Raw genomic sequence first — 25,523 nt, 5'->3', positions numbered from 1 at the left:
GACAGGACGGGAAAACAAGCAAAAGAGATTAGCTTTGCACCCTGCCGAGAAGTTCGAAAGGTGCGAGCCAACCTCGCATGCTCAATGCTTCGCCAGCCGCTGGACCACGGCGATCATCCGGTCGACTTCGTCCGGCGTGTTATAGAACGCCAGTGACGGCCGCACCGTAGCCTCCAGACCAAAGCGTCGCAGAATAGGCTGGGCGCAATGATGGCCGGCCCGCACGGCGATGCCCTCTTCACTGAGCGCGCGGCCCACCTCTTCGGGTGTATAGCCGTTCAGAACGAACGACAGCACACTCGCCTTGTCCTGCGCCGTGCCGATCAGACGCACGCCAGGAATCGGCTTCATCAGTTGCGTCGCATAGCTGAGCAATTCGTGTTCGTAACGCGCGATATTCTCAATACCGACGCGCGTAACATAGTCGAGCGCAGCGCCAAGGCCGACCGCATCCGCGATATTCCCTGTGCCAGCTTCGAACCGATGCGGTGCAGGTTGAAACGACGTACGCTCGAACGTCACGTCGGAGATCATGTTGCCGCCGCCCTGCCACGGCGGCATCGCGTCGAGCAGCGCCCGCTTGCCATAGACGACGCCGATGCCGGTGGGCCCGAACACCTTATGCCCCGAGAAGACGAAGAAATCCGCGTCGAGCGCCTGCACATCCACGCGCATGTGAGACACCGACTGCGCACCGTCGATCAGCGCGACGGCGCCGGCCCGATGCGCCAATTCAATGATTTCCTTGACCGGCACCACGGTGCCGAGTGCGTTCGATACCTGCGTGACCGAGACGATCCTGGTCCTGTCGTTCAATAAGCGGCTGTACTCTTCGAGCAGCACCTGCCCCGAATCGTCGACGGGAATCACCCGCAGCTTCGCGCCGGTCAGCGAGGCGAGTTGCTGCCACGGCACGATGTTCGCGTGGTGCTCGAGATGCGACACGATAATTTCGTCGCCTGCGCCGACGTTCTGCACGCCCCACGACTTCGCGACCAGGTTGATCGCTTCCGTGGTGCCGCGTACGAATACGATCTCCTCAGACTGTGATGCGCCGATATAACGCTGCACCTTGCTGCGCGCCGCCTCGTAAGCGTCCGTCGCGCGGCCCGCGAGCGCGTGGGCCGCGCGGTGAATATTCGAGTTCTCGTGACGGTAGAAATATGCAAGACGATCGATCATCGATTGCGGTTTTTGCGTCGTGGCGGCATTGTCGAACCACACGAGCTGCCGCCCGTTCACACGCTCCTGCAGAATCGGAAAGTCGCGCCGGATTGCGTTGACATCGAACGGCGGATGGGCGGACTGAGCCGGTACCACAGGCTCACTCGCACGGCCTGAAGCTGGCGTTCCAGGCGAGCGGATATCGTCGAGAAAGTAGCGCCCGGTTGTGTCTGGCTGCGCTGACGCCGTGTCCGTCATGCCACGCGGCAAGCCGAATGGCGTCGCGTGCGGTGGCGTGGCGCTTTCGGGAACGTCACCCGGCACCGTCGACGGAACCGCGAACAGGTCGAGAGCCGATATCGCGGACGGTGACGCGCCTTCGGGGCTGTACGCGGGCGGCGTAGCCAGATTGAGGAAATAGTAAGGCGATGCATTGCTGCGCCCTGGCAAGCCCTCGGTTGGGACATTAGCCGCCGTGGCTTGGGGCACACCCAGCGCCGTACCGCCATAACGGCTGTCGAGTGCGGGCGCGACCGTCACCAGATTGTCGGGCAAGCCGTTCTGCGCCGTCGCATGAGGCAACAATCCGGGCGCTCGGTTACCGAGCGACAACACGTGTGTCGGCGCAGACGGCGCGAGATTGGCGCCAGGAATTTTGCCTTGTGGAATCGCTACACCAGGCACACCAGTACCGGCGCCGCCCGGCCCTGCCAACGGCGAGCCCGGTGGCACGGGGTTTGTCGAGGAGGGCAACGCGGGCGCTGCCGCCGCGAACTCGGAGGGCGCGCTGCCGGGTACGCCGCTCGTCGGCGCGCTTCCGGGCAACGCCGCAAAGAACTCGTTCGCAAGACGCGTCAGCATCGCTGGATCCGGCAAACCGGCAGGAAGCGCTGAACTCGGATCGGGATAAGCTGACGGCGAACTAGAGGTATTTATCGGCATAGTCATGGTACTTGCCAATCTCAACGTCCTCGAGGACTGCCAGCGCGTCCGGTGTGTGCACGGCGAGCGAGCAGTACAGCGACACCAGGTACGAAGCAATCGCCTGGTTGTTGATTCCCATGAAACGCACCGATAATCCGGGCCCCTGCTCGCCTGCCACGCCCGGCTGATAGAGACCGACTACACCCTGGCGTTTGTCGCCCACCCGCAGCAGCAGGATTTTGGTCTTGCCATCTTCGATCGCCACCTTGTCTGACGGAATCAGCGGAATGCCGCGCCACGTGATGAATTGCGAACCGAACAGGCTGACGGTTGGAGGTGGCACGCCACGGCGCGTGCACTCGCGGCCGAACGCCGCGATCGCCCATGGATGCGTCAGGAAAAACGCCGGTTCCTTCCAGACCTTGGTCAACAGCTCGTCGAGGTCATCCGGGGTCGGCGCCCCGGTGAGCGGCACCTGGCGCTGCTCATCCGCGACGTTCGCCAGCAAGCCGTAATCCGGGTTGTTGATCAACTGGCTCTCCTGCAACTCCTTGATCGTTTCGATCGTCAGGCGCAGTTGCTCCTTGATCTGGTCGTGCGGGCTGCTGTAAAGATCGGAGATGCGCGTGTGCACCTCGACAACTGTGCTCACCGCGTTCAGGAAATATTCGCGCGGCTCTTCTTCGTAAGGCACATAGGTAGTCGGCAACTGGCTTTCGTCTTCGCGCGCGGTGCAAGCCGCGATCACGGCCTCCGGATTCTTCACCTGGTTCAGACGGTAGATACCTGCCTCGACGGGCACCCACTGCAACAGATGCGTGAGCCAGCGAGGGGTAATCGTTGCGAGTTGCGGGACGGTTTTGGTGGCGTTCGCTAACTGTCTTGCTGCCTGGTCGCCGAGCGCGCTGTGGCCTGCTGTTGCCATTGCAATACCCCTTTTTCATGAGAGAAATACGGGACTGCTTATAAGCAAAAGGAATTTACGGAGCGCGTTCAAGATACTGCGACTTTATGGCAGTTGCAAGTCTTCGATAACGTCGGTTACCGCCGCCGAAGGAGGCTGGAATGGAATTGTCGCCTTGCAGCGTCTTCCCGAAGGCATGTCCGTAGAAGAAGCTGAATGAGTGATGGCTGGCCGTCTTCCAGGTCGCGCCGATGGTCGCCTGGTCCTGCACCCCACCCCGCGCAAGCACATTCAGGAAGGTCTCGCGCCCGGCAAACTAACTATGCCAAGGTAGTTCAAGCACGCCGCAACGGCCTGTTATCGATCCACATGCGCGCCCAGCGAGCCGCATAGGCCAGGGCAAGTTCCGACTCGAAGAAGTAGTCGAGTGCGTCGAATACGAAAGCCGGCTTCAACAGCGACACCTCGTCCTGAATGACAAGATTGGCTGCGAACAGTCCGCCGGTTAACGCTTGCGCTGCCGGTGAGACTTCATAACCTTTGTAATGCATTGCCGATTGACCTCCGATACATGACACAGCTAAAAGCAACGAGTCGAGGTTAGTCGGCTTACCGAGGCAGGAGAAATAAGCATTTGGCAAATGCAAATCTGGATCTGCTGGTCGTTGGATATGATCGCTTGCGCGATGCGTTGACCGTGCTGGGTTTCGAGTTGCGTTGATGGCCACCGCCGCGCTCGAGCCAGGTGCGTGGGGCATATTTGCTATCACGAATAAGTCATTTGACTTCCCTACTCGCGGCACCAAGAATGGGCTTCATGTTGCGACGCATCACGTTCGCACCATGTGTTCGAAGTCGCCGCCAATGCACGTCTACCCCGGAGCATAGAGATGACCCAGTTTTCTCAGGAACAGTTTGCCGCAGCACAAAAAAACCATGTCGACGCGTTCTTCGGCCTGGCAAATAAGGTGTTCGATGGTGTCGAAAAGCTGACCGCACTCAACCTGCAAGCCGCTAAGTCGATAATTGCCGAAACTCAGGAAACCACCGAGCAAGCGCTGTCCGGCAGAGACCCGCAGGATCTGCTCAAGCTTCAGAACTCGCTGACGCAGCCGACCGCCGAAAAGACCCGGGCATACAGCCGTCACGCCTATGAGATCCTCACGGCAACTCATGCGGAATTCGTTAAGTTTGCCGAAACGCAATTTGCCGAATACAGCCGGAACGCGCAAACCTTTCTCGATAGTCTGGCAAAGAACGCGCCGGCTGGTTCGGAAAGCGCAGTGGCCCTGCTGAAGTCGACAATCACCGCCGCCTTTACCGCTTACGACACCGCTAACAAGGCCACCCAGCAGGTAGTCGAAATTGCGGAAAGCAATTTCGACGCAGCGACTGCCGCTGCGTCGAAAGCGACCAAAGACAACGCTGCACACGCGTCGCGAGCCACCGCGAAGGCCGCCTGACGAAACAATGCCCGGCGCACGGTTAGGCACCGCGCGCCGGGATCGGTTGTTCCAGGTCACCGTCAAGCGCGCCTTTGAGTGCCGCCCTTGCGGCCCTCAGCAGACCCGACGGAATAAAACGCCGAATGCCTGCTGAGGCACAAACCTCGAATGATGAAGCAATCAGATTTTGCCCACCAGGTCGAGCGACGGCGTCAGCGTTTCAGCACCGGGTGTCCACTTCGCCGGGCAGACTTCGCCGGGATGTGACGCAACGTACTGAGCGGCCTGCACCTTGCGAAGCAGTTCCTTCGCATCGCGGCCGATACCGTTGTCATGCACTTCGTAAAGTTTGATCTGGCCTTCGGGGTTGATCACAAAGGTACCGCGCAAAGCCAATCCCTCTTCCTCAATCAACACGTCGAAGTGACGGGCAAGCGTCGCTGTCGGGTCAGCGACGAGCGGGTACTGCACCTTCGCGATCGTGTCCGACGTATCGTGCCAGGCTTTATGTGTGAAATGAGTATCTGTGGACACGCCATAAATCTCGACGCCAAGCTTCTGGAACTCGGCATAGTGATCGGCGAGGTCACCCAGTTCGGTCGGGCACACGAATGTGAAGTCAGCCGGATAGAACACCACCACCGACCATTTGCCCTTGAAGTTCTCGTCGCTGACCGGCACAAACTTGCCGCCATGGTATGCCGTTGCTTCGAATGGTTTGACCTGTGTGTTGATGAGAGACATGCATTTTCCTTGATCAGATTGAAATGGCGTGAGCTGTAATTAGCCGTTGACGCGCAGTGGGCCCAACTTTTCTCCGATCGATCGGATGGTGGACTCAACGCGCGCGGCGTGGATCCAAACCGGACATTCGGTACTGCGTATCGGTCTGATTGGGATCCGGCTGAATCAATCACAGAGCCTAGTCGACCCGTGAGTTCGAAGGAACCGATTTTTTCTTGTATGAAATCCGCGAGGGATGAAAAGACATGTGTCCATGGCGCCCGATAGACGGATAGGCGGCAAAGCAACGTTGAACGACGGGCTGATCTTCGTGATTACTGCGGTGCTACTGGCGTATCGCACGAAGACGGCTCGTCACCCTGTGATTTGCATCAGCCGTTGTTGGCCGTCACGCGCTCATACGGAAACGTCGAGCGGCAGCGTGAAATCAGCCGCCCACTCCTGCTCAGGTGCGCCGCCAGGCTGCCGCCCGTCTTCGGTTGTGAAAGTCTGCAACGGCGGGAGTTCGAGATTCGACCTCAGATCGCCGCCGCGATAGTCCGTGTCGATCAGGTTGCGTCGGCGGAGTTCCGGTAGCAGCCCGTTCAGCAGCAGGTCTTCCTGGTCCGGCTGACCGAGCCCATGCAGCGACACGATATCGACCAGCCCCGCGCGATACCGTTCTTCGATCGCGTCGGCGAGCTGCTCCGGCGTGCCGGCGACGGACCAGTGCCCGGTGTCCTGCGCGCGGATGATCAGCTCGCGCAACGTGAGCCCTTGCAACGCGTAACCGCGGAAGATCGCGACGCGCCCGCGCCGCCGGTTCACGCTGTCGACCGCCGGCAGCAGCGACTCGGGCAACGGACGGTCAAGCGCCAGCTCGGTCAGGTCGATCCCGCCGCCAAGCATGTCGGCGAGCTTCAGCCTTCCCTGCTCGTAGTCGATCCGCTCGTGCTTGTCACGCAGCCGCCGCGCAACATCCGCATCGGACTCGCCAATCACCGAGTGAAACGAATTCATCACGAACGGCAATCGGTTCGCACGACCGAAGTCGACCGCCTGCCGATGCAACTCGGTCACAAACGCGCGCGCCTCGTCGAGCGTCGGCTGCGACGTGTAGACGACTTCCGCATAGCGCGCGCCGAGCGTCACGCCGCTCGCCGACTGCCCAGCCTGGAACAGCACCGGCCGCTTTTGCGGCGGCGGTGGCACGTTGAGCGGCCCCTGCACCTGGAAATGCTCGCCGCGATAGTCGATCGTGCCGAGCTTGCGCGGATCGACCGATACGGAGCCCGACGCCGTGCGCCGCGAGGCCGCCGGATCGTTCGCGTCGAGCAGCGCATTGACGATCTCAACGAACTCCGTCGCGCGCGCATAGCGGCGCTCCGGATCGGGCAGTGTGCCGTCACCGAAATTCTCCTCGCCGACCGACGACGTGACCGCGTTCCACGCGGCACGGCCGCCGCTCACATGATCGAGTGTGCCGATCAGCCGCGCAATGTTGTAGGGATGATGGTAAGTGGTCGACACGGTCGCGACGAGCCCGATATGTGACGTCGCCTGGCTTAGCGCGGCAAGCGCGACGATCGGCTCCTGGCTACCGGTGCCGCCCGCCAGTCCAGCCGGGTCGGCCTGCAGCAGGTCTGCCGTGAAAAGGCCCGTGATCTTTTCCGCCTCCGCGGTGCGCGCTAACGCCGCCGCGCGTCGAATGCCCGTTGCGGCGTCCGCGTCGCCGCTCGCGTACAGCACGTTGCCCGCGCCGACCAGCGTCTTCAACCGCCTGCGCGCGACGCTCATGCTGCGGTCCAGCCGTTCAAGCGGCACTGCGCCGCAAACTTCGACATCACGATACGGGCACCATCACGTGCGGGCCGCGGCTCTTTTCTCTCATGCATAAGGATTCCTTGTTGACTCGATAACCATACCGCAACCCACCCCGCCATCCGGAACAAATATTTTCGGCTTTCCATATTCTTCTTGATTGTTTGACCGCCCGATATGTCACGAAAAATAATGTCGGATACCGAATCGAATCGCCGATTTCGATTTATCTGCCCCATATTCGATTCCCATGCAATGACATATCAAGCCAGCCAGCCCGATCACGTCGCTGCGAAGCCGGCTTTCAGGTTGAGCGTACTCGACAAGAGTCCAATCGCGTTTGGCGAAAGCGCGGCCGACGCGCGGCACAGCTTGGCTGGGACTTCATCTACGCGGCGCACATCAATGCGGCGCCTGCGGACATCGAGCGCGCGTTCGATCGCTACCGGTCCACGTCCGGCGGACGCGTGCCGCTACTCGCGATTTCGGTCGTCGTCGCAGACACGCGTACCGAAGCTGCACGGCTCGCCGACGGTTTCCGGCGCTTTCGCGTGCAGGTCGGGGATGCTCAGGCCGTCAACGTCGGCAGCCTCGAACAGGCCGACGCATTTGTTCGCCAGTCGGGTGGTGGCGCGCATCGGATCGAAGAACGCGAGACCCATATCGTCCACGGCACACGCGACGATGCGCTGCGCGAACTCGGTGAGCTGCAGCGCCGCTACGGCGTGGCCGAGTTCATCGTCGATACGCCGATCACCGAGGCCGCGCCGCGCATCGCGTCGCTCCGCCTGCTCGCTGGCGGCCGCGACGACACGCACACCGCGACGGACGCAAACGTGGCCCGCGCCCATCATTCCCTAGCTGTGGCAGAAAAATGACCGACACCATTCGCATCGCCGGTGAAGACGATGTCCCGGCTCTGTACGATCTGCTTCAACAAGCCTATGCGCCGCTCGCTCGTGAGGGCGTTCACTTCACGATCACACGCTCGCCGATCGAACGGGTTCAGCACACGGTCGCGAGCCACACCACATTCGTGCTCGAACGCGAGTCGGCGGCGAGCGGTGGCAAGGCGCTTGCCGCGACGCTGACAGTCCGTTTCCCATGGACACCGGAAGACCGGCATCTGACGCCGCATCCGTTCATCCACTGGTTTGCGGTTGCCCCAGATTACAAGCGGCAGGGGCTCGGCAACACGCTGCTCGAACACGTCGAGGAGACGTTCCTGAAGAAACAGGTCAAAGCGCCGGCAACCTATCTCGCGACGGCCGTCGAGCACCCGTGGCTAAAGCCGTACTACGAACGGCACGGATACGTGGCGTTCCATCGCTCGACGAATGCACTCGGCACGCCGCTCGTCTGGTTGCGCAAGATTCTGCTTCCAGAACTCTACCGGGACACGCTGGCGGCATAAGCCACAACACCCGCCGGCGTCCACGGGACCGCGTCATTCCGGGCACGCGGCGCGACACCGCTTTTCATTCCCTGCTCCTCTCCTGAAGGCATTCGATCCATGACATTTCCGTTTCCGGCGCTGCAGTCCGCCCACCGAGCATCGCGACGCGCCGCATCGGCCGCCATCCTGCTCGCGCTCGCGCTGCCACACCTGACGTTCGCGCAAGGCACGCCGCTATCCGGCGGCACGCTAACCTGGGGCGTCGAAACCGAGCCGCGCACGCTCAATCCCCAACTGAACGGCCAGGACAAGGTCGAGCTGCTGCTGCGTAACGCGTACGAGAGCCTGCTCGCCCAGAAGCCCGACGGCAGCTTCGTGCCGTGGCTCGCCACCGGCTACAAGGTGTCCGCCGACGGCAAGACGTACACGTTCACGCTGCGCGACGGCGTCAAGTTCACCGACGGCGCGCCGTTCGATGCGCAGGCCGTCGCACGCAACTTTCTCAATGCGCAGAACCTCGCATACTCGGCTGGCAGCAACCTGTCGCGCCTGATCTCGCACGTCAGCGGCGTGAAAACACCGGACGCGCGTACCGTCGAGATCACGCTCGACGCCCCGTACTCGCCGTTTCTCACATTCGCCGGGCGCCTGCCGTTGCTGTCGCCCAATGCGTTCGACCGGCCGAGCCTGAAGTCGGGCGGCCCGGAGATCGCCGGCACCGGACCGTTCATCCTGCGTAAGTATGTGAAAGGCCAGGAGATCGAATTCGTCAAGAATCCTGACTATCGCTGGGCGCCGTCGACGGCAGGCCACCAGGGTCCCGCGTACCTGGATGGCGTCGTCTACCGGTTCCTGCCGGAATCGTCGGTGCGCACCGGCGCGCTGCTGTCCGGACAGGTCGACGTGATCGAGGGCGTGTCGGGCAACGACGCCGCGCTGATCCGCAAGAATCCGGACCTCAGCTACCAGCACGCGCTGAACACCGGCACGCCGTACTCGCTGTTCCTGAATGTCACGTACGGCCCGACGCAGGACGCGGCGGTGCGCCGCGCGCTGCTTGAAGGGCTCGACGTGACGGGCATCATCCAGTCGATCTACCGCGGCGAACGCACCCGCGCATGGGGGATCACGTCGCCGATCGATCCGCTGTACGACAGCAGCGTCGAGCGCACTTACGGCAACGATCCAAAGCGCGCGAACGCGCTGCTCGACGAAGCCGGCTGGAGCGCGCGCGATTCGGGCGGCTTCCGGACCAGGCAAGGCGAACGGCTGACGATTACCGTGATCCAGGCGCAGGCGACAGTGCGCGACCAGCGGGACGTGCTGTTGCAGGCGCTGCAGGCGCAGGCGCGACAGCGGCTCGGCGTGGATCTGAAGATCCAGTACGTCGATGACGGCACGTACGTCGACAGCCGCAAGAGCGGCAAGTACGGGGCGATCGCGAACTCGAACACGCCGCCTGACGGGATCGACATCGAAGGCCACTACCTGCCGATCGATCACGGCGGTGCGCTGAACTACAGCCGCGCGACGGCGCCCGAGTTGAGCCGTTGGCTACAGGCGGCCGCGCAGACGCAGAACGTCGCGGAACGCAAGAAGCTGTATGGCGAGCTGCAGCGCTTCGCGATCAACCAGCAGGCGTACGCGGTCCCGCTGTACGAGCCGGAAGATCAGATCGCCGCCGCAAAGGCCGTGCAGGGCATCCGTTTCCGCTCGTTCGCGCAGATGCCCGAGAACCCCTACGACATCTGGCTGAAGAAATAAGCCGTGACACTTCCCGTCATCGAGAAACGAACCCCGGCTAGCCGCCTCGCGCCGACGGCCGGACGCTTCGTACGCCGTGCGCTGCTGGCGGCCGGCGCGCTCGCGGCAGCAACAGCGGCAGGTACCGGCACCGCATTCGCCTTGCCGCCCTCCGGCGGCACGCTGACGTGGGGCGTCGAGACCGAGCCGACGACCTTCAACCCGCAACTGAACGGCCAGGCGAAGGCCGAGCTGATCCTGCGCGCGAGCTTCGAATCGCTGCTCGCGCGCAAGCCCGACGGCAGCTACGTGCCGTGGCTCGCGACCGGTTATCAGGTGTCCGCGGACGGCAAAACCTATACCTTCACGTTGCGCGACGGCGTGAAGTTCACCGACAGCACGGCGTTCGACGCGGCCGCCGTCGTGAAGAACTTCGAGCGGGTGCGCGACCCGTCGTACTGCGCGGGATCGAGCATCTGCGGAATTGCAACACGCCTCGCCGATGCGCGCGCGATCGATCCGCATACGGTACAGCTGACGCTGAGGGAGCCGTATGCGCCGTTCCTGTCATTTGCGGCCGCGCTGAAGCTGATCTCGCCCGCCGCGTATGCGTCGCCGCAACTGAAATCGGGCGGCCATGACGTCGCGGGCACCGGTCCCTTCATCCTCGCGTCGTACCGCAAGGGCCAAGAGGCCGATTTCGTTCGCAATCCAGATTATCGCTGGGCGCCCGCGACGACCGCTCATCAGGGCCCCGCCTACCTGGATCGTGTCGTCTACCGGTTCCTGCCCGAATCGTCGGTACGCACGGGCGCGCTGCTGTCCGGGCAGGTCGACGTGATCGAGGGCATCTCGGGCAACGATGCCGGCCTGATCGAGAAGCAGCCGAACCTGCGCTACCTCCACGCGCTCAACACCGGCTCGCCGTATTCGCTCTATCTGAACGTCACGCAGCCACCGACGAGCGATCCGGTTGTGCGCCGTGCACTCCTGCAGGCGCTCGATCTCAACGCGCTCGTCGCCGCGATTTATAGGGGCAAGCGTACCCGCGCGTGGGGCATCACGTCACCCGTCGATCCGCTGTATGACCGCAGCATCGAACACCGTTACGGCAACGATCCCGCGCTCGCGAACCGGCTGCTCGACCAGGCCGGCTGGCAGGCGCGCGACAGCGCCGGCTACCGGACAAAGGACGGACACCGGCTATCGATCGACGTCGTCCAGGCGCTCGCAACGGTGCGCGACCAGCGCGACGTGCTGCTGCAGGGCGTGCAGGCGCAAGCGCGGCAGCGGCTCGGTGTCGAGCTGAAAATCCGCTACGTCGATGCCGGCACCTACGTGGACGTGCGCAACAGCGGGCGATTCGGCGCGATTCCGAACTCGAACACGGACACCGACGGCATCGACACCGAGAACCACTATCTGCCGGTCGACCGTGGCGGCGTGATCAATTACAGCCGCACCGCCGATCCGCGCCTCGCCGACTGGCTCCACGCGGGCGGCCCGCACGCGCGACGATGCGGCCCGCGGGCGCTTCTACAGCGAGTTGCAGCGCACGGTGATCGTCGACGAAGCCGATGCAATTCCGCTGTACCAGCCTGAGGACCAGATCGCGGCCAACACGCGGGTGCACGGGCTGTCGTTCCGCAGTTTCAAGCAGATGCCGGAAACACCGTACGACGTGTGGCTCGACCCACACTGACGCCGGCCACCCGGTATCGCAAGCAGGAGGTAATCCGACCATGACGCATCCGACCACCCTTTCCGACGCCGGCGCCGGCACACCGTCCGCGTCGCCCATCTCATCCAGCACCTCCTCCACCGCCACACGCGCGTCGCGAAGGTCGTGGCTGCGCTCGCCTGTCGTGACGCGCATCGTCACCGGTGTGCTGGTGCTGTGGGCAGCCGTCACGCTGTCGTTCGCCGCGGTGCAGCTCGCGCCCGGCGACATCGTCAGCCTGCTGATCGGCGAACAGCTGAGCACGCCCGCGATCCAGGCGGCGATCCGTCAGGAGTGGGGGCTCGACGAGCCGCTCTACCTGCAGTATCTGCACTACCTGTGGCGCATCCTGCACGGCGACTTCGGCCGCTCGTACATCCTCAACACCGACGTCGCCCCGCTCGTGATCGGTCAGTTGTGGCCGACGCTGAAGCTGACGGGCGCCGCACTCGTCGTGACGATCGTGTTCGCGGTCGGCCTCGCGGTGCTGAGCGCCGGCCGCCGCTGGGGGAGCCGCGCCGCATCCGGCCTCGAACTGGTGCTCGCGTCGACACCGTCGTTCTGGCTCGGGATCATGCTGCTGTTCGTCTTCAGCTTCACGCTGAAGCTGTTCCCTGTAGCCGGCGATCGCGGCTTTTCGTCGATCGTGCTGCCGGCGCTATCGCTTGGGCTCGCGCAGGGCGCGGTGATCGGCCGCGTGCTGCGCAAGGGCATGGAACGCGCGCTCGACGAACCCTTCGCGCTGACCGTGCGCTCGTGGGGCGTTGGCGACCTCGCGCTGCGCGTGCGGCATGCACTGCGGCACGCGGCGCTGCCTGCTGTCACGCTCGCCGGCTGGCTAGTGGGCGGGCTGCTGAGCGGCGCCGTCATCACCGAGCAGGTGTTCGGCCGGCCGGGCCTCGGCAAGATCACCGTCGACGCGGTGCTCGCGAGAGACATGCCCGTGATTCTCGCGATCGCGATCCTGTCGGCCGCGATCTACGTCGTGCTCAGCACGGCGGTCGACCTGCTCTATCTACTGATTGATCCGCGCCTGCGCGAGCGGCGCACGCGCCGCTGAACCGGAGATCCGTTATGTCCGTCCCTCTCGAACTACCCTACCGGGCACGCGCGGGCTTGCGCGCGGCCGGCTGGGTGTGGCGCCATCCCGGCCTCACGCTGGCAGCGCTGTACCTGATCCTCAACGTCGTCGCGGTGTTCGCGCCCGAGTGGCTCACCCACTACGATCCGCTCGCGGCGGACCCGGTATCCGCGCAGCTCGGCAGCAGCAGCGAGCACTGGCTCGGCACCGACCAGCTCGGCCGCGACATCTACGCGCGGGTCGTCTACGGCGCGCGCTACTCACTGTCGATCAGCGCGGCGGCGATTACCGTCGCGACGCTCGCGGGCACCCTGTTCGGCCTGATCGCCGGGCTCGCGCGAGGCTGGCTCGACGAACTGATCACCCGTTTCCTCGACGTCGTGTCGGCGTTCCCGGACCTGCTGCTCGCGCTCATGCTGATCTCGTTCACCGGCCCTGGGCCGGTCAACCTGCTGTTCGCGCTCGGCGTGGCGTCGGTGCCGCGATTCGCGCGGGTTGTGCGCGCGCAGACCTTCGTGGTCGCCGAATCCGGCTACGTCGAGCAGGCGAAGACGTTCGGCCTCGCGACATGGGTGCTCGTCTGGCGGCACGTGCTGCCGCATGCGATCGCCCAGGTGCCGATCCTGGCAACGATCGGGCTTGGCACCGCGATCATCGGTACGTCGGGCCTCAGCTTCCTCGGGATGGGGCCGCAACCGCCGACCGCCGAATGGGGCTTGATGCTCGCCGAAGGCCGCAACTATTTGTACAACGCCTGGTGGATCGCCGTCTGGCCGGGCGTCGCGATCACGCTCGCCGTCGTCGCCGTGAACGCGCTTGGCGGCTACTGGCAAGCGCGTTTTGAACGCCGGGAGGCCGTATGAACTCCGCAGTCATTTCCGCACTTCCCGCCTCTTCCGTGCGCCCAGCCGCTAGCGTCCGCACGCGCGGCGAGCCCGTCGTCCGGATCGACAGTCTGACCATCGGCTTCCGCGGCCGGCACGCGACGCAGCCTGTTGTCGGCCCGCTCGATTTGACCGTGCACGCGGGCGAATGTGTCGCGCTCGTCGGCGAATCGGGCTCCGGCAAGTCTGTTACGGCACGCAGCCTGGTGGGCTTGAACGGTGCAAACGCCGAATGGCACGCCGAGCGCTTTGAGATCGCCGGCAACGACGCGCGCCGCTATCGCGAGCGCGACTGGCGCGCCATCCGTGGCCGCCAGATCGGCTACGTGCTGCAGGACGCCCTCGTGTCGCTCGATCCGCTGTGGCGGGTCCGCGACCTCGTCGCCGAGGCGCAGCGCGGCGTACCGGCGCGCGAGGTCCGCGAGCGCAGCGCCGAGCTCCTGCGGTCGGTCGGTATCGACGATCCGTCGCGCCGGCTGCCGCAATATCCGCATCAGCTGTCGGGCGGCCTGCGGCAGCGCGTGCTGATCGGCACCGCGATCGCCGGCGGCGCATCGCTGCTGATCGCCGACGAACCGACCACGGCACTCGACATGACCGTCCAGCGGCAAATCCTGGCGCTGCTGCGCGCACGCCGCGATGCCGGCGACGCGCTGCTGCTGATCAGTCACGACCTCGCGGTCGTCGCCGACCTTGCCGACCGCGTGCTCGTGATGCGCGCGGGCCGCGTGGTCGAACAGGGACCGACGCACGAGGTGCTGAGCGCCCCCAAGCATCCGTACACACGACAGTTGCTGGCCGCGATCCCGGGGCCCGCGTCGCGCGGCTTCCGGCTCGCGCCCGACACGCGGTCCACGGACAACCCGGCCGCCGCCGAGCGAATCCCGCTGCCGCACAAACGGATCGTCGCGGAGGACTGGGTGCTGGCCGTCGAATCGGTGTCGAAGCGCTACGGCGCGCAGCCCGATGCGCCCGCCGCGGTCGACGAGGTGTCGTTCACGCTCGCGAAAGGCGAGACACTCGGCATCGTCGGCGAATCCGGCTCGGGTAAGTCGACGGTCGCGCGAATCGTGCTCGGCCTCCTCGCGCCGGACAGCGGACAAGTGACACTCGACGGCCAACCGTGGAGCACCGTGTCCGAATCTGCGCGCCGCCGTCGCCGCGCCGGTCTCCAGTTGATCGCACAGGATCCCTACAGTTCGTTCGACCCACGCTATACGGTCGGCCAGATTATTGGCGAGAGCCTCGACGCCACCGGCGTGCGTGGCGACGCGCGCCGCCGCCGCGTATTGCAGTTGCTCGACGAGGTGCGGCTCGGTGCCGGCTCCTACGACCGCTACCCGCGCGAACTGTCAGGCGGCCAGCGGCAGCGCGTCGCGATCGCGCGCGCGTTCGCGCCGAACCCGGCGCTGCTGGTCGCCGACGAACCCGTCAGCGCGCTTGACGTGTCAATCCAGGCCCAAGTGCTCGATCTGCTCGCCGACCTGCAAGCCGAACACGGCACCGCGATGCTGTTCATCTCGCACGATCTCGGCGTGGTCCACCACGTCGCCGACCGGATCATCGTGATGCGGCACGGCCGCGTCGTCGAAACCGGGCCGGTCGAGCGCGTATTCAACGCGCCCGCACATCCGTACACCGCGTCGCTGCTCGACGCGCTGCCAAGCCTTCCCGAGCGGGTGCCGCACGCGGCACTCGCGTGACGCCCACACCATTTGCCACGTGAGTCCATCATGAGCCAGTCCTCGACCTCCGCGTCAGCGCGCCGAATTCATCTCGGCGCGATCATCCAGGGGCCATCCGGCAACATGTCTGCCTGGCGGCATCCCGACGCCGTCGCCGACGCCAGCATCAATGTGCGCTTCGTCCACGAGCTCGCGCGCCAGGCCGAAGCCGCGAAGTTCGATCTGCTGTTCGTCGCGGATGGCCTGCACATCAACGCGAAATCCATCCCGCACTTTCTGAACCGCTTCGAGCCGCTGACCCTGCTGTCGGCGCTCGCGTCGATCACTGAGCGGATCGGCCTCGTCGGCACGCTGTCCACGTCATACAGCGATCCGTTCACGGTCGCCCGCCAGTTTTCGAGCCTCGACCATCTGAGCGACGGCCGCGCCGGCTGGAACGTCGTCACGTCGCCGCTCGAGGGCTCCGCGAAGAATTTCTCGCGCGACAAACATCCGGAGCACGCGCTGCGCTACCGGATCGCGTCGGAATTCCTGAGCGTCACGAAGGGACTGTGGGATTCGTGGGAGGACGATGCGTTCGTCCGCGACAAGGCGCGCGGCGTGTTCTTCGATCCGGACAAGCTGCATACGCTGAACCACAGCGGCGAGTTCTTCTCGGTCGCCGGGCCGCTCAATATCGGCCGTTCGCGGCAGGGGCGCCCGGTCCTGTTCCAGGCGGGCGCCTCCGAGGACGGCAAGGGCGTGGCGGCCGAGCACGCGGACGCGATCTACACGCGCCAGGAGACGATCCCGCTCGCGCAGGCATTCTATGCGGATGTGCAGAAGCGGCTTGCCGCACAAGGTCGCGCGCCGGACAGCCTGAAAGTGTTCCAGGGAATCAGCGTGATCGTCGCCGATTCGGCCGACGACGCCGAAGCGCGCTATCAGGAGACGGCGCGGCTTGTGACGATCGACAACGCGCTGGACTACCTCGGCCGCTACTTCGATCACCACGACTTCGCGCAGTATCCGCTCGACGCACCGTTCCCGGACCTCGGCGAACTCGGCAGCAACCAGTTCCGCAGCACCACTGACGCGATCAAGCGCGACGCTTACGAGCGCGGGCTGTCGCTGCGCGAGGTCGCGCTCGAAGCGGCGACGCCGCGCCCGAGCTTCGCCGGCACGCCCGAGCAGGTCGCCGACGGGCTGCAGGCGTGGGTTGACGCGCGCGCGACCGACGGCTTCATCGTGCGCGGCGGCACGCCGACTGCGTTCACCGATTTCGCCACCAAGGTCGTACCGATCCTGCAGGAACGCGGCGTCTATCGGCGCGACTACGAAGGCGCGACGCTGCGCGAGCATCTCGGGCTAGACTATCCGGTCAACCAGTTCGCGCGGACGGCCTGAGCCCGCGACGGCCGGGACTCGGCCCTGTGTCGATGCATCGGCTGCTCATGGGGTTTTCTCGTCATTTGAATCAGGAACGCTTGGCGAGGATCGCCCGACCCACTCGGGACCCGTTATCGCGGCCAAGCTGGGCCGAGATCCACGCGCCGCAGTCCACCAGCGCGTCCAGATCCACGCCCGTGTCTGCCCCTATTCCGTGCAGCAGATACACGACGTCCTCCGTCGCGACGTTGCCGGTCGCCCCCTTCGCGTAGGGGCACCCGCCGAGACCCGCGACCGAGCTGTCGAACACCCGGAGCCCGAAGTCGTACGAGGCGTGAATATTTGCGGCGGCCATGCCGTAGGTGTCATGGTAGTGTCCCGCGAGGCTGCTGACGGGGACCTTCGCCGCTACCGCCTCGAGCATGCGCAACACCGGGCCCGGCGTGCCGGAACCAATCGTGTCGCCGAGCGATACTTCGTAGCAGCCCAGTTCGTGCAGGCGTGCGGCAACATGCGCGACCTGTTGCGGCGCGATCGCGCCGTCGTACGGACAGGCCACTACGCAAGACACGTAGCCTCGAACCTTGACACCCAGGCGCTTTGCGGCGTCGAGCACCGGAACGAAGCGGTCAATCGATTCGTCGATCGAGCAATTGATGTTTTTCTGCGAGAACCCTTCCGAGGCGGCAGCGAACACGGCCACTTCAGTCGCGCCCTCGGCCACCGCGGCCTCGAAACCCTTCAGGTTCGGCGTCAGCACCGGGTAGTTCACATCGGGACGACGTTGCAGTCCGCGCATCACCTCGGCCTGGTCCGCCATCTGCGGGACCCACTTGGGCGAGACGAACGACGTGACCTCGATATCGCGTAGACCTGCCGCAGTCAGGCGCTCGATCAGCTCCAGCTTGACCGCAGTCGGGACATTCTGCTTCTCGTTCTGCAGCCCGTCGCGGGGACCCACTTCTACGATACGTACGCGTTCCATCATTTAGCTCCCGCCAGATCGCGACCGATGCGGCGAATCTCGGCCTCGCCCCGCGCAAGCGCGTCTGCGTTCGTATGCACCGAGTAGTGGCCGAGCACCAATGGATAGGGATGCTTGATAGCGGAGCCGATGACGAACGACGTCGCGTCCTCGGCTTGCAGCTCAATGGGCGCCCCGTCGGATTCCTCGAACACGGCGAGTTGCCCTGCCTCGATCGGCTCGGACGCGTTCAGGCGGCCCTTGTCGATTGCCAGCCACGAGACGTTGTGCCCGGCAGGCGGCACATAGCGCCACGACTCTCCCGCGCTCAGTTGAACGTGAAAGTAGTTGATGTCATCAGGCGCGCGGATGTCGCTCGTCGCAGATCCATGGCGACCGAGGATGACGCGGACCGGCCCGTCTCGCTGGACCTGGGATGGCGAGATGTACTGGCTTTCCGCCGGCGAATTCTCCTGCGCGGGCGGAAGCGCGACCCAGAGTTGAAAGAGGCGTACGGCTTCGCCGGGCAATACGTCTCCGTCATGCCAGACACCATTGCCCGCCTTCATCCATTCGAGGCCGCCAGCATGAAGTTCGCCATGCTTGCCGGTCGTATCCTGATAGGAGATTGCGCCATTCAGCACGGTTGTGAGTGTTGCGATACCCGAGTGCGGGTGCATGCCGAACATCGGCTTGCCGGTCGGCACGACCACGGCGTGATCAAGGAACACAAAAGGCTTGAGCAGGTCTCCGAGATCGGAGGGGCTGGCCAGACGAGTAATGCCGCCGTGCGCACGGCCGCCAGTGCGAAAAACGATCCGGCGCGGCGCCAGCGTGGTCTCAGGAATCGGGGTGAGTACGGCTGTGTCGATGTTCATGGGTCTGTCTCGAGAAAACGCGATACGTGTAAAGGTAAGAGCTTGCTGCTTGACACCCGTTCCGCGGCTGACACGATTGAGGGCTTTAAGGCGCGAGCGAGCGCGATGCGAGGCCTTTCTGAAGGCGGCCCTGGGCTGGGGGGGGCTATGCCCCTGCACATGGTCAAGGAAGATCTCGAACGCGGAACCTTGCTGACAATTCGCGTTGAAGGCCTGCCGCGCGATGTGATGATGCCGATGAAGGTTGTTTACCGTAAGGACGCGCCGCCTGGACCGGCGACCCGCGCCTTCATTGCACAACTGGCGAAGTAAGTTGACTACTGCGCTACTGCTCTACTGCAATTTGGCACGCGCGCCGCCGGCGCGCTGCCCGTCGATTAGAGCGTCATAGTCCACGAACGTAGTTTGCGGGTACACGCAATCACGAACAGTGGGACCATCAGAATCGATCGGCGGTCACCAGGCCCTCGTGCCGCCGTCGACCACGATATCGACGCCCGTCACCTTTCTCAGCTCGCGCTCAGCGTTGAGGCACGCGCGGAGCCCACCCGACCGAGTCGAGCATCCAGACTGAACGCGCCGGCACCGAAGTAGGCGATCTGCAGCAGGCCACCCGCCATCATCACGTTCTTGAGAAAGTGAATCATCTGGTTTTGATCTGCGAAGTTGTGGTGAAAGAACATCGCAGTGACCACACAGAACACCGCCATCGCCAGCGACACGGTGCGAGCCCGATAGCCTGAGATCAGCAGCAGGCCGCCGCCCAGCTCGGTCATCACGGCAAGAATGAACGCGAGTGGCGGCACGGGCAGACCCACGGCCGCAATATAGCCAACCGTCGCGCCATATGCTGCGAGCTTGCCCAGCCCGCTCATGACAAACGGTGCCCCAATCAGAATGCGACCCAACAGCGGAAGAAATTTAAAACGTTCCATGACCAACTCCTTAAGTATGAATTTGCGTAGGTGGAATACAAAGAAAGGGAATTAGCCGGCGTCCACCATCACCAGCTCGGAATCTTCAAGAGCAGAAATCTGCGCCGCGGCTACATTCGTGATCGCCACGCCATCTTGCGGCCCAACCGGCTCGCCATTCACTTCGATGCGTCCCGAGGCCACGACGAGATAGGCACGACGCGCCGGATTCAACTCATGCCGAACGCTTTCGCCTGCCTTTAGCATTGCGCCAAGTACACGCGCATTGGCGCGAACGGGAAGTGCACCTTCATCGTCGGCGAACCCGCTGGCAAGGACTACGAATTTTCCTGACCGGTCGCTCTTAGGGAACGGCTTGGTGTCCCACGCGGGGTCACCACCGGCTTGACGAGGCAGCAGCCAGATCTGGTAGACCTTGAGTGGCACCTCACCGGTGTTGAACTCGGTGTGGCGTATGCCCGCGCCGGCGCTCATGACCTGAACATTGCCTGCGTGGATCGTTCCGTCGGATCCCAAGGTGTCTCGATGCCCGAGCGAGCCCTGGCGCACATAGGTGATGATCTCCATGTCACGGTGCCCGTGCATGGGAAAACCGCTGCCAACCGCAATCTCGTCATCGTTCCAGACGATCAGGGGCCCCAACGCTGCATGGTCGGGATTGCCACCAGCGCTAACCGCAAAATGGTATTTCGCGCGCAGCCAACTTTGTTCCGCCCTGTCCAACGACTCCCAACGCCTGTGTGCGAGCATGTCCTTCTCCGTTTCCCATTGCCGCAAATGCGGCGCCTGTCACCCATGCGACCGACCGAATTCGGTGCTGATGCAGGTGATCCAGGCGATGAGAAGAATGCTATATTTGCAACGAACTCGTGCATAGATCCCAGAATGAAAGGCATCATTGCCGTCAATAGAACGATGAGAAGGAAATGAGGGCTGCCCATGAACGCAATCACCGACCTCAATGATCTTCGGCTCTTCGCGGAAGTGGTGGAGCATGGAAGCTACACAGCGGCCGCGCGCAACCTCGGCCTGCAGACGTCGAAACTCAGCCGGCGCATTCGAGCCCTGGAAGAAGAACTAGGCGTGCGCCTGCTCAACCGCACGAGCCGGAGCCTGTCTTTGACGGAAACCGGGCGGCAGTTCCACCAGCATTGCCTCGCGCTAGTGGCGGAATCGAAGGCCGCCAAAGATATCGTGGACCGCACGCGCGCGAGGCCGCAGGGCACCGTCCGCATCGCCTGCCCCGTGGCCTTACTGGAGTCCGGCATCTCCGCGATCATCGCGCGCTACGCAGAGGACAATCCTGATGTCCAGATCCTGCTGGACGCAACCAACCGCCGCGTGGATGTCGTCGAGGAAGGCCTGGACTTTGCCATCCGGGTCAGGCGCCCCCCGCTGGAAAACACCGATCTCGCCGTCCGCCAGTTGGGTTTGTCGATCCACATTCTGGTTGCCAGTCCCGCGTTGGCGGCGCGCCATCCGGCGCCTGGCTCGATCGACTCCGTGAAGGCATGGCCCACCCTCTCCATGGCCAGCAACAGCGAGCGATTTGTCTGGAATCTGGTCGACGTTGAGGGGCGTGTGACATCGTGGGAGCACCAGCCCCGCCTCGCGACCGACGACCTGGCCAGCCTGCGGGTAGCGGCGGTAGCTGGCATCGGCGTGGCGATGCTGCCCAGGGAGTTGGTTGAGGTCGATATTCAGGCCGGCCGCCTGCAGCACCTGCTGCCAGGTCTGACTACCACGCCGGGCCTTGTGCACGCGATCATCCCCACGCGCCGAGGCATGGTGCCGGCCGTCCGTCACTTGCTCGATGCGCTCGTTGCAGGATTCGAAAGTCTGAACCAGCAGCGCTAGCGCGGTCCACCCGCGCTGTGCCCTGCAACGTGTGCCGCGATTTCAGCGCGCAGTATGCGGGCCGGCGCCTGCCAACAGCTTCTCCGCGAGGAACTTGCCGATGGCATCCAGCGCTTGTGTCGACGCCTTCAGCGCGCCGATACTGCCCGCGAATCCATGCGGCATTCCCATCCAGACATCAAGACGGGCATCGGTGCCGGCGGCAACGGCACGCTCGACATATCTGCGCGAATCATCGAGCAATACTTCGTCGTCTCCGACGTGAATGCGCACGGGAGGCAACCCGGAAAGCTGCGCGTGGAGCGGCGAAGCTAGCGGCAGTTTCGGGTCGCCCTCCCCCAAATAGGCACCCACCAGTTCCGCGACTTGCGGGAGGGTGAAATACGGCTCGGCATCCGCGCGCGTCACATAGGTCTCGCCAGAGAGCGTCAAATCGGTGACCGGCGATAGTACCGCCACGCCAACCAGCGCCGCCTTCGCGAAGATGGCGTCGCTGGCGATGCGTGCGGCGAGTACCAGGGCGAGATTACCTCCGGCAGAGTCTCCCGTGACGGCAATCCGGCGAATTCCCCTTTCCTCAAGCCCGCGGTAACACGCCAGCACATCGTCGACGGCCGCTGGAAAAGGATGCTCGGGAGCAAGCCGATAGTCGGGGATAAACGCGCTCGCTCTTGCCCTCGCCGCGATATGGCCGACCAAATGGCGGAATGCTTTGGCCGATCCCAGACTGAACCAGCCGGCGTGCAGATGAAGAATCGCCTCGTCAGATCGAGAATGCGCAGGATGAATCCAGAGCCCCGGGATGCCGCCGACCGTGCCGGACTCGAAGCTCACGTCATCGCGCGGCACAGTGCGCTCCATCATGGCATCGAATGGCTCGCGTGCTTCGATTCCCCTTAATTTGCCTTTCATGGGAAGTGCCATCGCTCGCGCGGCGGTGGTGATCACCCCATCTTCCGGGTCAAGTGGATGGGTTACGACGAAATCCCCCAACGCACTTTCAGTCGTCGGACGTTGCATGGTCATCTCTTTCGAATTGATGGGTTGTCAATGACACCGTCCCTCGGCCGAAATCGAAGGACGGTCTGTGTCGTGGTTAGTTCGGCATCCAGATTAGTGTCGGCCAGGCGGGAATCCGCCTGGCCGTCTCTTTCGCGCGTCGACGGTGCGCATAGGCCTGACGTTCAGCCAAACAGCTTGTTTGCCGTCCTGGCGATCAGTTCGCCCTGGTGGCGAGCGCCGGCGAGTTCGATAGCGCTCGGCTGGCGCTGACCTTGTCCACCGGCGATGGTCGTGGCGCCATAGGGCGCACCGCCGACGATCTCGTCCAGCGTCATCTGCCCTTGGTGGCTGTACGGCAGACCGACGATGGTCATGCCGAAGTGCAGCAGGTTGGTGATAACGGAAAACAAGGTCGTTTCCTGGCCACCGTGCTGGCTGGCGGTCGAAGTGAAGGCGCCGCCCACCTTGCCGTTCAGCGCGCCGCTCATCCACAAGCCGCCAGCTTGATCCAGGAATGTCGCCATCTGCGACGACATACGCCCGAACCGGGTCGGCGTGCCGACCACAATCGCATCGTAGTTGGCGAGCTCGGCGACGGTGGCAACCGGCGCTTGCTGGTCGAGCTTGAAGTAGGCGGCCTTGGCCACTTCCGCCGGCGCGGTCTCCGGCACCCGCTTGACGTCGACCGTGGCGCCCGCCGAGCGCGCACCTTCGGCGACGGCATCCGCCAGCGCTTCGACATGGCCATACGACGAATAATATAGAACCAGAACTTTCGACATTTCGATCTCCTTCCTATATCTGCAGTAATACTGCTATGGGAAATACTGTGTGCCCGGCAAGGCGCACAGTGTTGCTGCGAGGGTCGAACCTGAAATGAAGTGGCAACGCGACGTGAAGGCTACGTCTGAAACGATTCAGCGCATATCTCCTCGGTTGCAACGGATCGTTGCTTTGGGCAGAACGATGAGATTAAATCAAGGCGTCCCAATGGACCAGATGCGCGCACAGCGGCGCAACGTCGATGTCGATACGGTAGTCGTCGATTTGCTGGCTAACGTCTGTGGTCTGTGCTGGACGCATGGCAGACGCACCTAAAGCAAAACGGCCGAGGCTTCCCACCGATACAGGTAGGAAGCCTCGACCGCACAGTGCGCGATTTTCTACAATAACGCCCTTACACCGAATATTACATACCGCCCGCTGCGCCCGAACGAGACGTTCCGTCAGCAGCACCGCCGTATCCCGAGACCGGGGCTTGGACTATGGCGTTCTGCGCCGTCACTTTTGCTTGAGCGGCCTGGATGTTCTCGGGGTAGTGAATCCAGTCATGCGGGTCATAGCCAGCTTGCTCGAGCTGCGCCAGTTCCGCACGCACCTGCGCCCGACTGACCGGCTGACTGGACTGAGCGAACGACGCAACGGGCGCTGCAAAAAGCGCAGCAATAAAAACCATCCTGGTGAACGACTTCATGACGACGGCCTCAACGATTTTTGTTAGTGGCGCTGCAAAGGAGCTTCTCTGCCACGGTTGAACGCAGTCTAAAGGGTAAAGATAACTAGGGTAAGTACCAATCCACCAAACTCTCTGTTGCAAATGCAGCAACAATCGGCCAACACAGGTTCGGCCGTTTTGCCTGGATTTTGCCTGGAGAATGGAATGTGGCCGTCATTGCGACGACATGAGGAGGGGAGTGGAGAGGACCGATGGCGTGGCGGGACCGAAGCGCCAAGGCATCGGCAAGTGAGCCGGCGCGATCCCATTGACCGCGCCGAGATGAGCAAACGAAGGTCGTTTTGGCCTCGTTGCCGGCTAAAACAGGTGCCTGATTCCCACCACCGTGCCTACTGTCGTTCCAGCGACCCCGTACAACGCACCATCAATTGACAAACCGGTATTCATTTTCCCGTGGTTATTCACTACGCCGACCTCCCCATACAGCGACGTAGACTTCGACAGGAAATACTGTGTCCCGATTGCACCCAAAATTGAGTGATTTGATGTGTCGTTTCGATCTGTCGTGAACCAGACTCCGCCGTTAAGATTCAGCGACGGCAATACATAATAGTCAAATCCTCCACCATATACATTGTTGCTGAACGACCCCGCTACCTTGTAGCTGGAGAAGGAGGCCTTGACGGTCAATGAGGAGAACTTGTAGGAAGCGCCCAGCGTGCGACCAAAGAACTCGACCGTTGTGGGTATAGGTGTCTGTGCGGATCCGCCTGCGTTTCCGTTAAAGAAAGCCGCGTCAACCAGCAGGCTTCCGTTTTCGTATTTCAGATCCGCGGAATATTGCCGTCCGGCTGCAAAATCGCCGGCCTGGCCACCGAGCGCATACAGTACGCTGCCCTGAAATCCGCCCATGACAGGACTTGTGTACGACACCGCGTTCGACGTGAATACGCCTGTCGCTGCCACGCTATCAACATAAATAATGGCGCCGCTCGCGAAGGTTGAAGTACCACGCGGATCCAGTCTGAACAATGCGAGAAAGAAAGGTGAATACTGCAGGCCCGCCTTGACCTCGCCGTAATCGGTTTGCAAGCCAACCCACGCCTGGCGGCCAAACAGATTCCCGTTTGAAATGCCGTAGCCTCCGTTCGCGACGCTAATACCGCTCTCGAGCCTGAATTCCGCCTTAACGCCGCCGCCGAGGTCCTCGACTCCCTTCAGACCAAAATTCGACGGCGTGGATCCCGCATCGATCAGAGAGAATTGCTTTCCAGCATTCTGCCCATTCTGACTATTCAAGGTTTTGCTGGTGTATAGCAAACCCGCGTCGACTATGCCGTACAACGTCACACTACTTTGCGAGTGTGCTGAACTTACGGCTAGCATCATGACGACCCCGGACACAATGTTCCGCGGGGCGAAGCGCATTTTCTCGACCATCTGCAATCTCCTCCGATAGCTCGGCTTTGACGTATTTCTGGATGACAATCACCTACAGTTCGCATTCCAAACTATTTATCACTCACTTAAAACCGCGGCACACATCCGACGATCTACGGTTTCCAACGGGATA

General features: G+C 63.2%; 25 protein-coding genes. 12 read left to right on the top strand and 13 right to left on the bottom strand.

Annotation, left to right across the window (positions count from 1 at the left end; all coding sequences use genetic code 11):
* Nucleotides 1-81: 81 nt before the first annotated feature.
* From HHL24_RS05855 to HHL24_RS05845, 3 genes are all read right to left on the bottom strand, one after another.
* Entirely contained in the window at nucleotides 82-2,112 is a 2,031-nt protein-coding gene (locus HHL24_RS05855; protein WP_169484563.1) for a family 2A encapsulin nanocompartment cargo protein cysteine desulfurase, read from the bottom strand.
* Nucleotides 2,087-3,013 carry a family 2A encapsulin nanocompartment shell protein gene (locus tag HHL24_RS05850; protein WP_169484562.1) on the bottom strand — a complete coding sequence of 309 codons (927 nt, stop codon included), beginning with the start codon at nucleotides 3,011-3,013 and terminating at the stop codon, nucleotides 2,087-2,089. Before HHL24_RS05850 ends, HHL24_RS05855 begins: the two co-directional genes overlap by 26 nt.
* 314 nt (nucleotides 3,014-3,327) lie before the next feature.
* A complete protein-coding gene (locus HHL24_RS05845; protein WP_169484561.1) occupies nucleotides 3,328-3,543 on the bottom strand; it encodes a hypothetical protein in 216 nt (71 codons plus the stop codon).
* Nucleotides 3,544-3,882: 339 nt separating this feature from the next.
* Here HHL24_RS05845 and HHL24_RS05840 point away from each other — a divergent pair, with 339 nt between their 5' ends.
* Nucleotides 3,883-4,455, top strand: a complete 573-nt coding sequence (locus HHL24_RS05840) for a phasin family protein (protein WP_169484704.1) — start codon at nucleotides 3,883-3,885, stop codon at nucleotides 4,453-4,455.
* 162 nt (nucleotides 4,456-4,617) lie between these two features.
* On the opposite strand, the gene ahpC is transcribed toward HHL24_RS05840, so the two are convergent.
* Together ahpC and HHL24_RS05830 are read right to left on the bottom strand one after the other, a co-directional pair.
* The gene (ahpC, locus tag HHL24_RS05835) at nucleotides 4,618-5,181 is read right to left on the bottom strand and encodes an alkyl hydroperoxide reductase subunit C (protein ID WP_169484560.1); all 564 of its coding nucleotides are present in this window, start codon (nucleotides 5,179-5,181) and stop codon (nucleotides 4,618-4,620) included.
* Nucleotides 5,182-5,577: 396 nt separating this feature from the next.
* Complete coding sequence (locus tag HHL24_RS05830) at nucleotides 5,578-6,957, bottom strand: NtaA/DmoA family FMN-dependent monooxygenase (RefSeq protein ID WP_169484559.1); 1,380 nt, start codon at nucleotides 6,955-6,957, stop codon at nucleotides 5,578-5,580.
* A 491-nt stretch (nucleotides 6,958-7,448) separates the two neighbouring features.
* Here HHL24_RS05830 and HHL24_RS05825 point away from each other — a divergent pair, with 491 nt between their 5' ends.
* The 9 genes from HHL24_RS05825 to HHL24_RS05790 all read left to right on the top strand — a co-directional run bounded on the left by HHL24_RS05825 (nucleotide 7,449) and on the right by HHL24_RS05790 (nucleotide 16,876).
* Nucleotides 7,449-7,859: a hypothetical protein gene (locus tag HHL24_RS05825; protein WP_169484558.1), complete on the top strand. Its 411-nt coding sequence runs from the start codon at nucleotides 7,449-7,451 to the stop codon at nucleotides 7,857-7,859.
* A complete protein-coding gene (locus HHL24_RS05820; RefSeq protein WP_169484557.1) occupies nucleotides 7,856-8,395 on the top strand; it encodes a GNAT family N-acetyltransferase in 540 nt (179 codons plus the stop codon). The genes HHL24_RS05825 and HHL24_RS05820 overlap by 4 nt, the downstream gene beginning before the upstream one ends.
* A 99-nt stretch (nucleotides 8,396-8,494) precedes the next feature.
* Nucleotides 8,495-10,141 carry an ABC transporter substrate-binding protein gene (locus HHL24_RS05815; protein WP_169484556.1) on the top strand — a complete coding sequence of 549 codons (1,647 nt, stop codon included), beginning with the start codon at nucleotides 8,495-8,497 and terminating at the stop codon, nucleotides 10,139-10,141.
* A gap of 3 nt (nucleotides 10,142-10,144) precedes the next feature.
* Complete coding sequence (locus tag HHL24_RS05810) at nucleotides 10,145-11,722, top strand: ABC transporter substrate-binding protein (protein WP_329606590.1); 1,578 nt, start codon at nucleotides 10,145-10,147, stop codon at nucleotides 11,720-11,722.
* The gene (locus tag HHL24_RS43860) at nucleotides 11,679-11,822 is read left to right on the top strand and encodes a hypothetical protein (RefSeq protein ID WP_230417348.1); all 144 of its coding nucleotides are present in this window, start codon (nucleotides 11,679-11,681) and stop codon (nucleotides 11,820-11,822) included. Before HHL24_RS05810 ends, HHL24_RS43860 begins: the two co-directional genes overlap by 44 nt.
* A gap of 40 nt (nucleotides 11,823-11,862) precedes the next feature.
* Nucleotides 11,863-12,900 carry an ABC transporter permease gene (locus HHL24_RS05805; protein WP_169484555.1) on the top strand — a complete coding sequence of 346 codons (1,038 nt, stop codon included), beginning with the start codon at nucleotides 11,863-11,865 and terminating at the stop codon, nucleotides 12,898-12,900.
* A 14-nt stretch (nucleotides 12,901-12,914) separates the two neighbouring features.
* Entirely contained in the window at nucleotides 12,915-13,784 is an 870-nt protein-coding gene (locus HHL24_RS05800) for an ABC transporter permease (protein ID WP_169484554.1), read from the top strand.
* Nucleotides 13,781-15,508, top strand: a complete 1,728-nt coding sequence (locus tag HHL24_RS05795) for a dipeptide ABC transporter ATP-binding protein (protein ID WP_169484553.1) — start codon at nucleotides 13,781-13,783, stop codon at nucleotides 15,506-15,508. The genes HHL24_RS05800 and HHL24_RS05795 overlap by 4 nt, the downstream gene beginning before the upstream one ends.
* A gap of 30 nt (nucleotides 15,509-15,538) precedes the next feature.
* Nucleotides 15,539-16,876 carry an LLM class flavin-dependent oxidoreductase gene (locus HHL24_RS05790; protein WP_169484552.1) on the top strand — a complete coding sequence of 446 codons (1,338 nt, stop codon included), beginning with the start codon at nucleotides 15,539-15,541 and terminating at the stop codon, nucleotides 16,874-16,876.
* 70 nt (nucleotides 16,877-16,946) lie between these two features.
* Here HHL24_RS05790 and HHL24_RS05785 read toward each other — a convergent pair whose 3' ends face one another.
* Together HHL24_RS05785 and HHL24_RS05780 are read right to left on the bottom strand one after the other, a co-directional pair.
* Entirely contained in the window at nucleotides 16,947-17,846 is a 900-nt protein-coding gene (locus HHL24_RS05785) for a hydroxymethylglutaryl-CoA lyase (RefSeq protein ID WP_169484551.1), read from the bottom strand.
* Nucleotides 17,843-18,700: a pirin family protein gene (locus tag HHL24_RS05780; protein ID WP_169484550.1), complete on the bottom strand. Its 858-nt coding sequence runs from the start codon at nucleotides 18,698-18,700 to the stop codon at nucleotides 17,843-17,845. The genes HHL24_RS05785 and HHL24_RS05780 overlap by 4 nt, the downstream gene beginning before the upstream one ends.
* Before the next feature lie 42 nt (nucleotides 18,701-18,742).
* On the opposite strand from HHL24_RS05780, the gene HHL24_RS05775 reads away from it, so the two are divergent.
* Nucleotides 18,743-19,012 (top strand): LysR substrate-binding domain-containing protein, encoded by a 270-nt coding sequence (locus HHL24_RS05775; protein ID WP_169484549.1) that lies wholly within the window; start codon nucleotides 18,743-18,745, stop codon nucleotides 19,010-19,012.
* Between the two features lie 197 nt (nucleotides 19,013-19,209).
* Here the strand turns inward: HHL24_RS05775 and HHL24_RS05770 are convergent, their stop codons facing one another.
* Nucleotides 19,210-19,635: a DoxX family protein gene (locus HHL24_RS05770; protein WP_169484548.1), complete on the bottom strand. Its 426-nt coding sequence runs from the start codon at nucleotides 19,633-19,635 to the stop codon at nucleotides 19,210-19,212.
* Nucleotides 19,636-19,686: 51 nt separating this feature from the next.
* Nucleotides 19,687-20,385, bottom strand: coding sequence for a pirin family protein (locus HHL24_RS05765; protein ID WP_169484547.1), 699 nt, complete (start codon nucleotides 20,383-20,385; stop codon nucleotides 19,687-19,689).
* A gap of 189 nt (nucleotides 20,386-20,574) precedes the next feature.
* Here HHL24_RS05765 and HHL24_RS05760 point away from each other — a divergent pair, with 189 nt between their 5' ends.
* Nucleotides 20,575-21,492, top strand: coding sequence for a LysR substrate-binding domain-containing protein (locus tag HHL24_RS05760; RefSeq protein ID WP_169484546.1), 918 nt, complete (start codon nucleotides 20,575-20,577; stop codon nucleotides 21,490-21,492).
* A gap of 42 nt (nucleotides 21,493-21,534) precedes the next feature.
* Here HHL24_RS05760 and HHL24_RS05755 read toward each other — a convergent pair whose 3' ends face one another.
* The 4 genes from HHL24_RS05755 to HHL24_RS05740 all read right to left on the bottom strand — a co-directional run bounded on the left by HHL24_RS05755 (nucleotide 21,535) and on the right by HHL24_RS05740 (nucleotide 25,390).
* Entirely contained in the window at nucleotides 21,535-22,512 is a 978-nt protein-coding gene (locus HHL24_RS05755; RefSeq protein WP_169484545.1) for an alpha/beta hydrolase, read from the bottom strand.
* 164 nt (nucleotides 22,513-22,676) lie between these two features.
* Entirely contained in the window at nucleotides 22,677-23,276 is a 600-nt protein-coding gene (gene wrbA, locus HHL24_RS05750) for an NAD(P)H:quinone oxidoreductase (RefSeq protein WP_169484544.1), read from the bottom strand.
* Between the two features lie 407 nt (nucleotides 23,277-23,683).
* Nucleotides 23,684-23,968, bottom strand: a complete 285-nt coding sequence (locus HHL24_RS05745) for a DUF4148 domain-containing protein (protein ID WP_169484543.1) — start codon at nucleotides 23,966-23,968, stop codon at nucleotides 23,684-23,686.
* Nucleotides 23,969-24,307: 339 nt separating this feature from the next.
* Nucleotides 24,308-25,390 carry a porin gene (locus HHL24_RS05740; protein WP_169484542.1) on the bottom strand — a complete coding sequence of 361 codons (1,083 nt, stop codon included), beginning with the start codon at nucleotides 25,388-25,390 and terminating at the stop codon, nucleotides 24,308-24,310.
* Nucleotides 25,391-25,523 lie beyond the last annotated feature (133 nt).

Origin of the sequence: Paraburkholderia polaris (assembly GCF_012927345.1) — a bacterium.
Classification (GTDB): domain Bacteria; phylum Pseudomonadota; class Gammaproteobacteria; order Burkholderiales; family Burkholderiaceae; genus Paraburkholderia; species Paraburkholderia polaris.
This window is presented reverse-complemented; position numbering and strand designations above follow the sequence as displayed.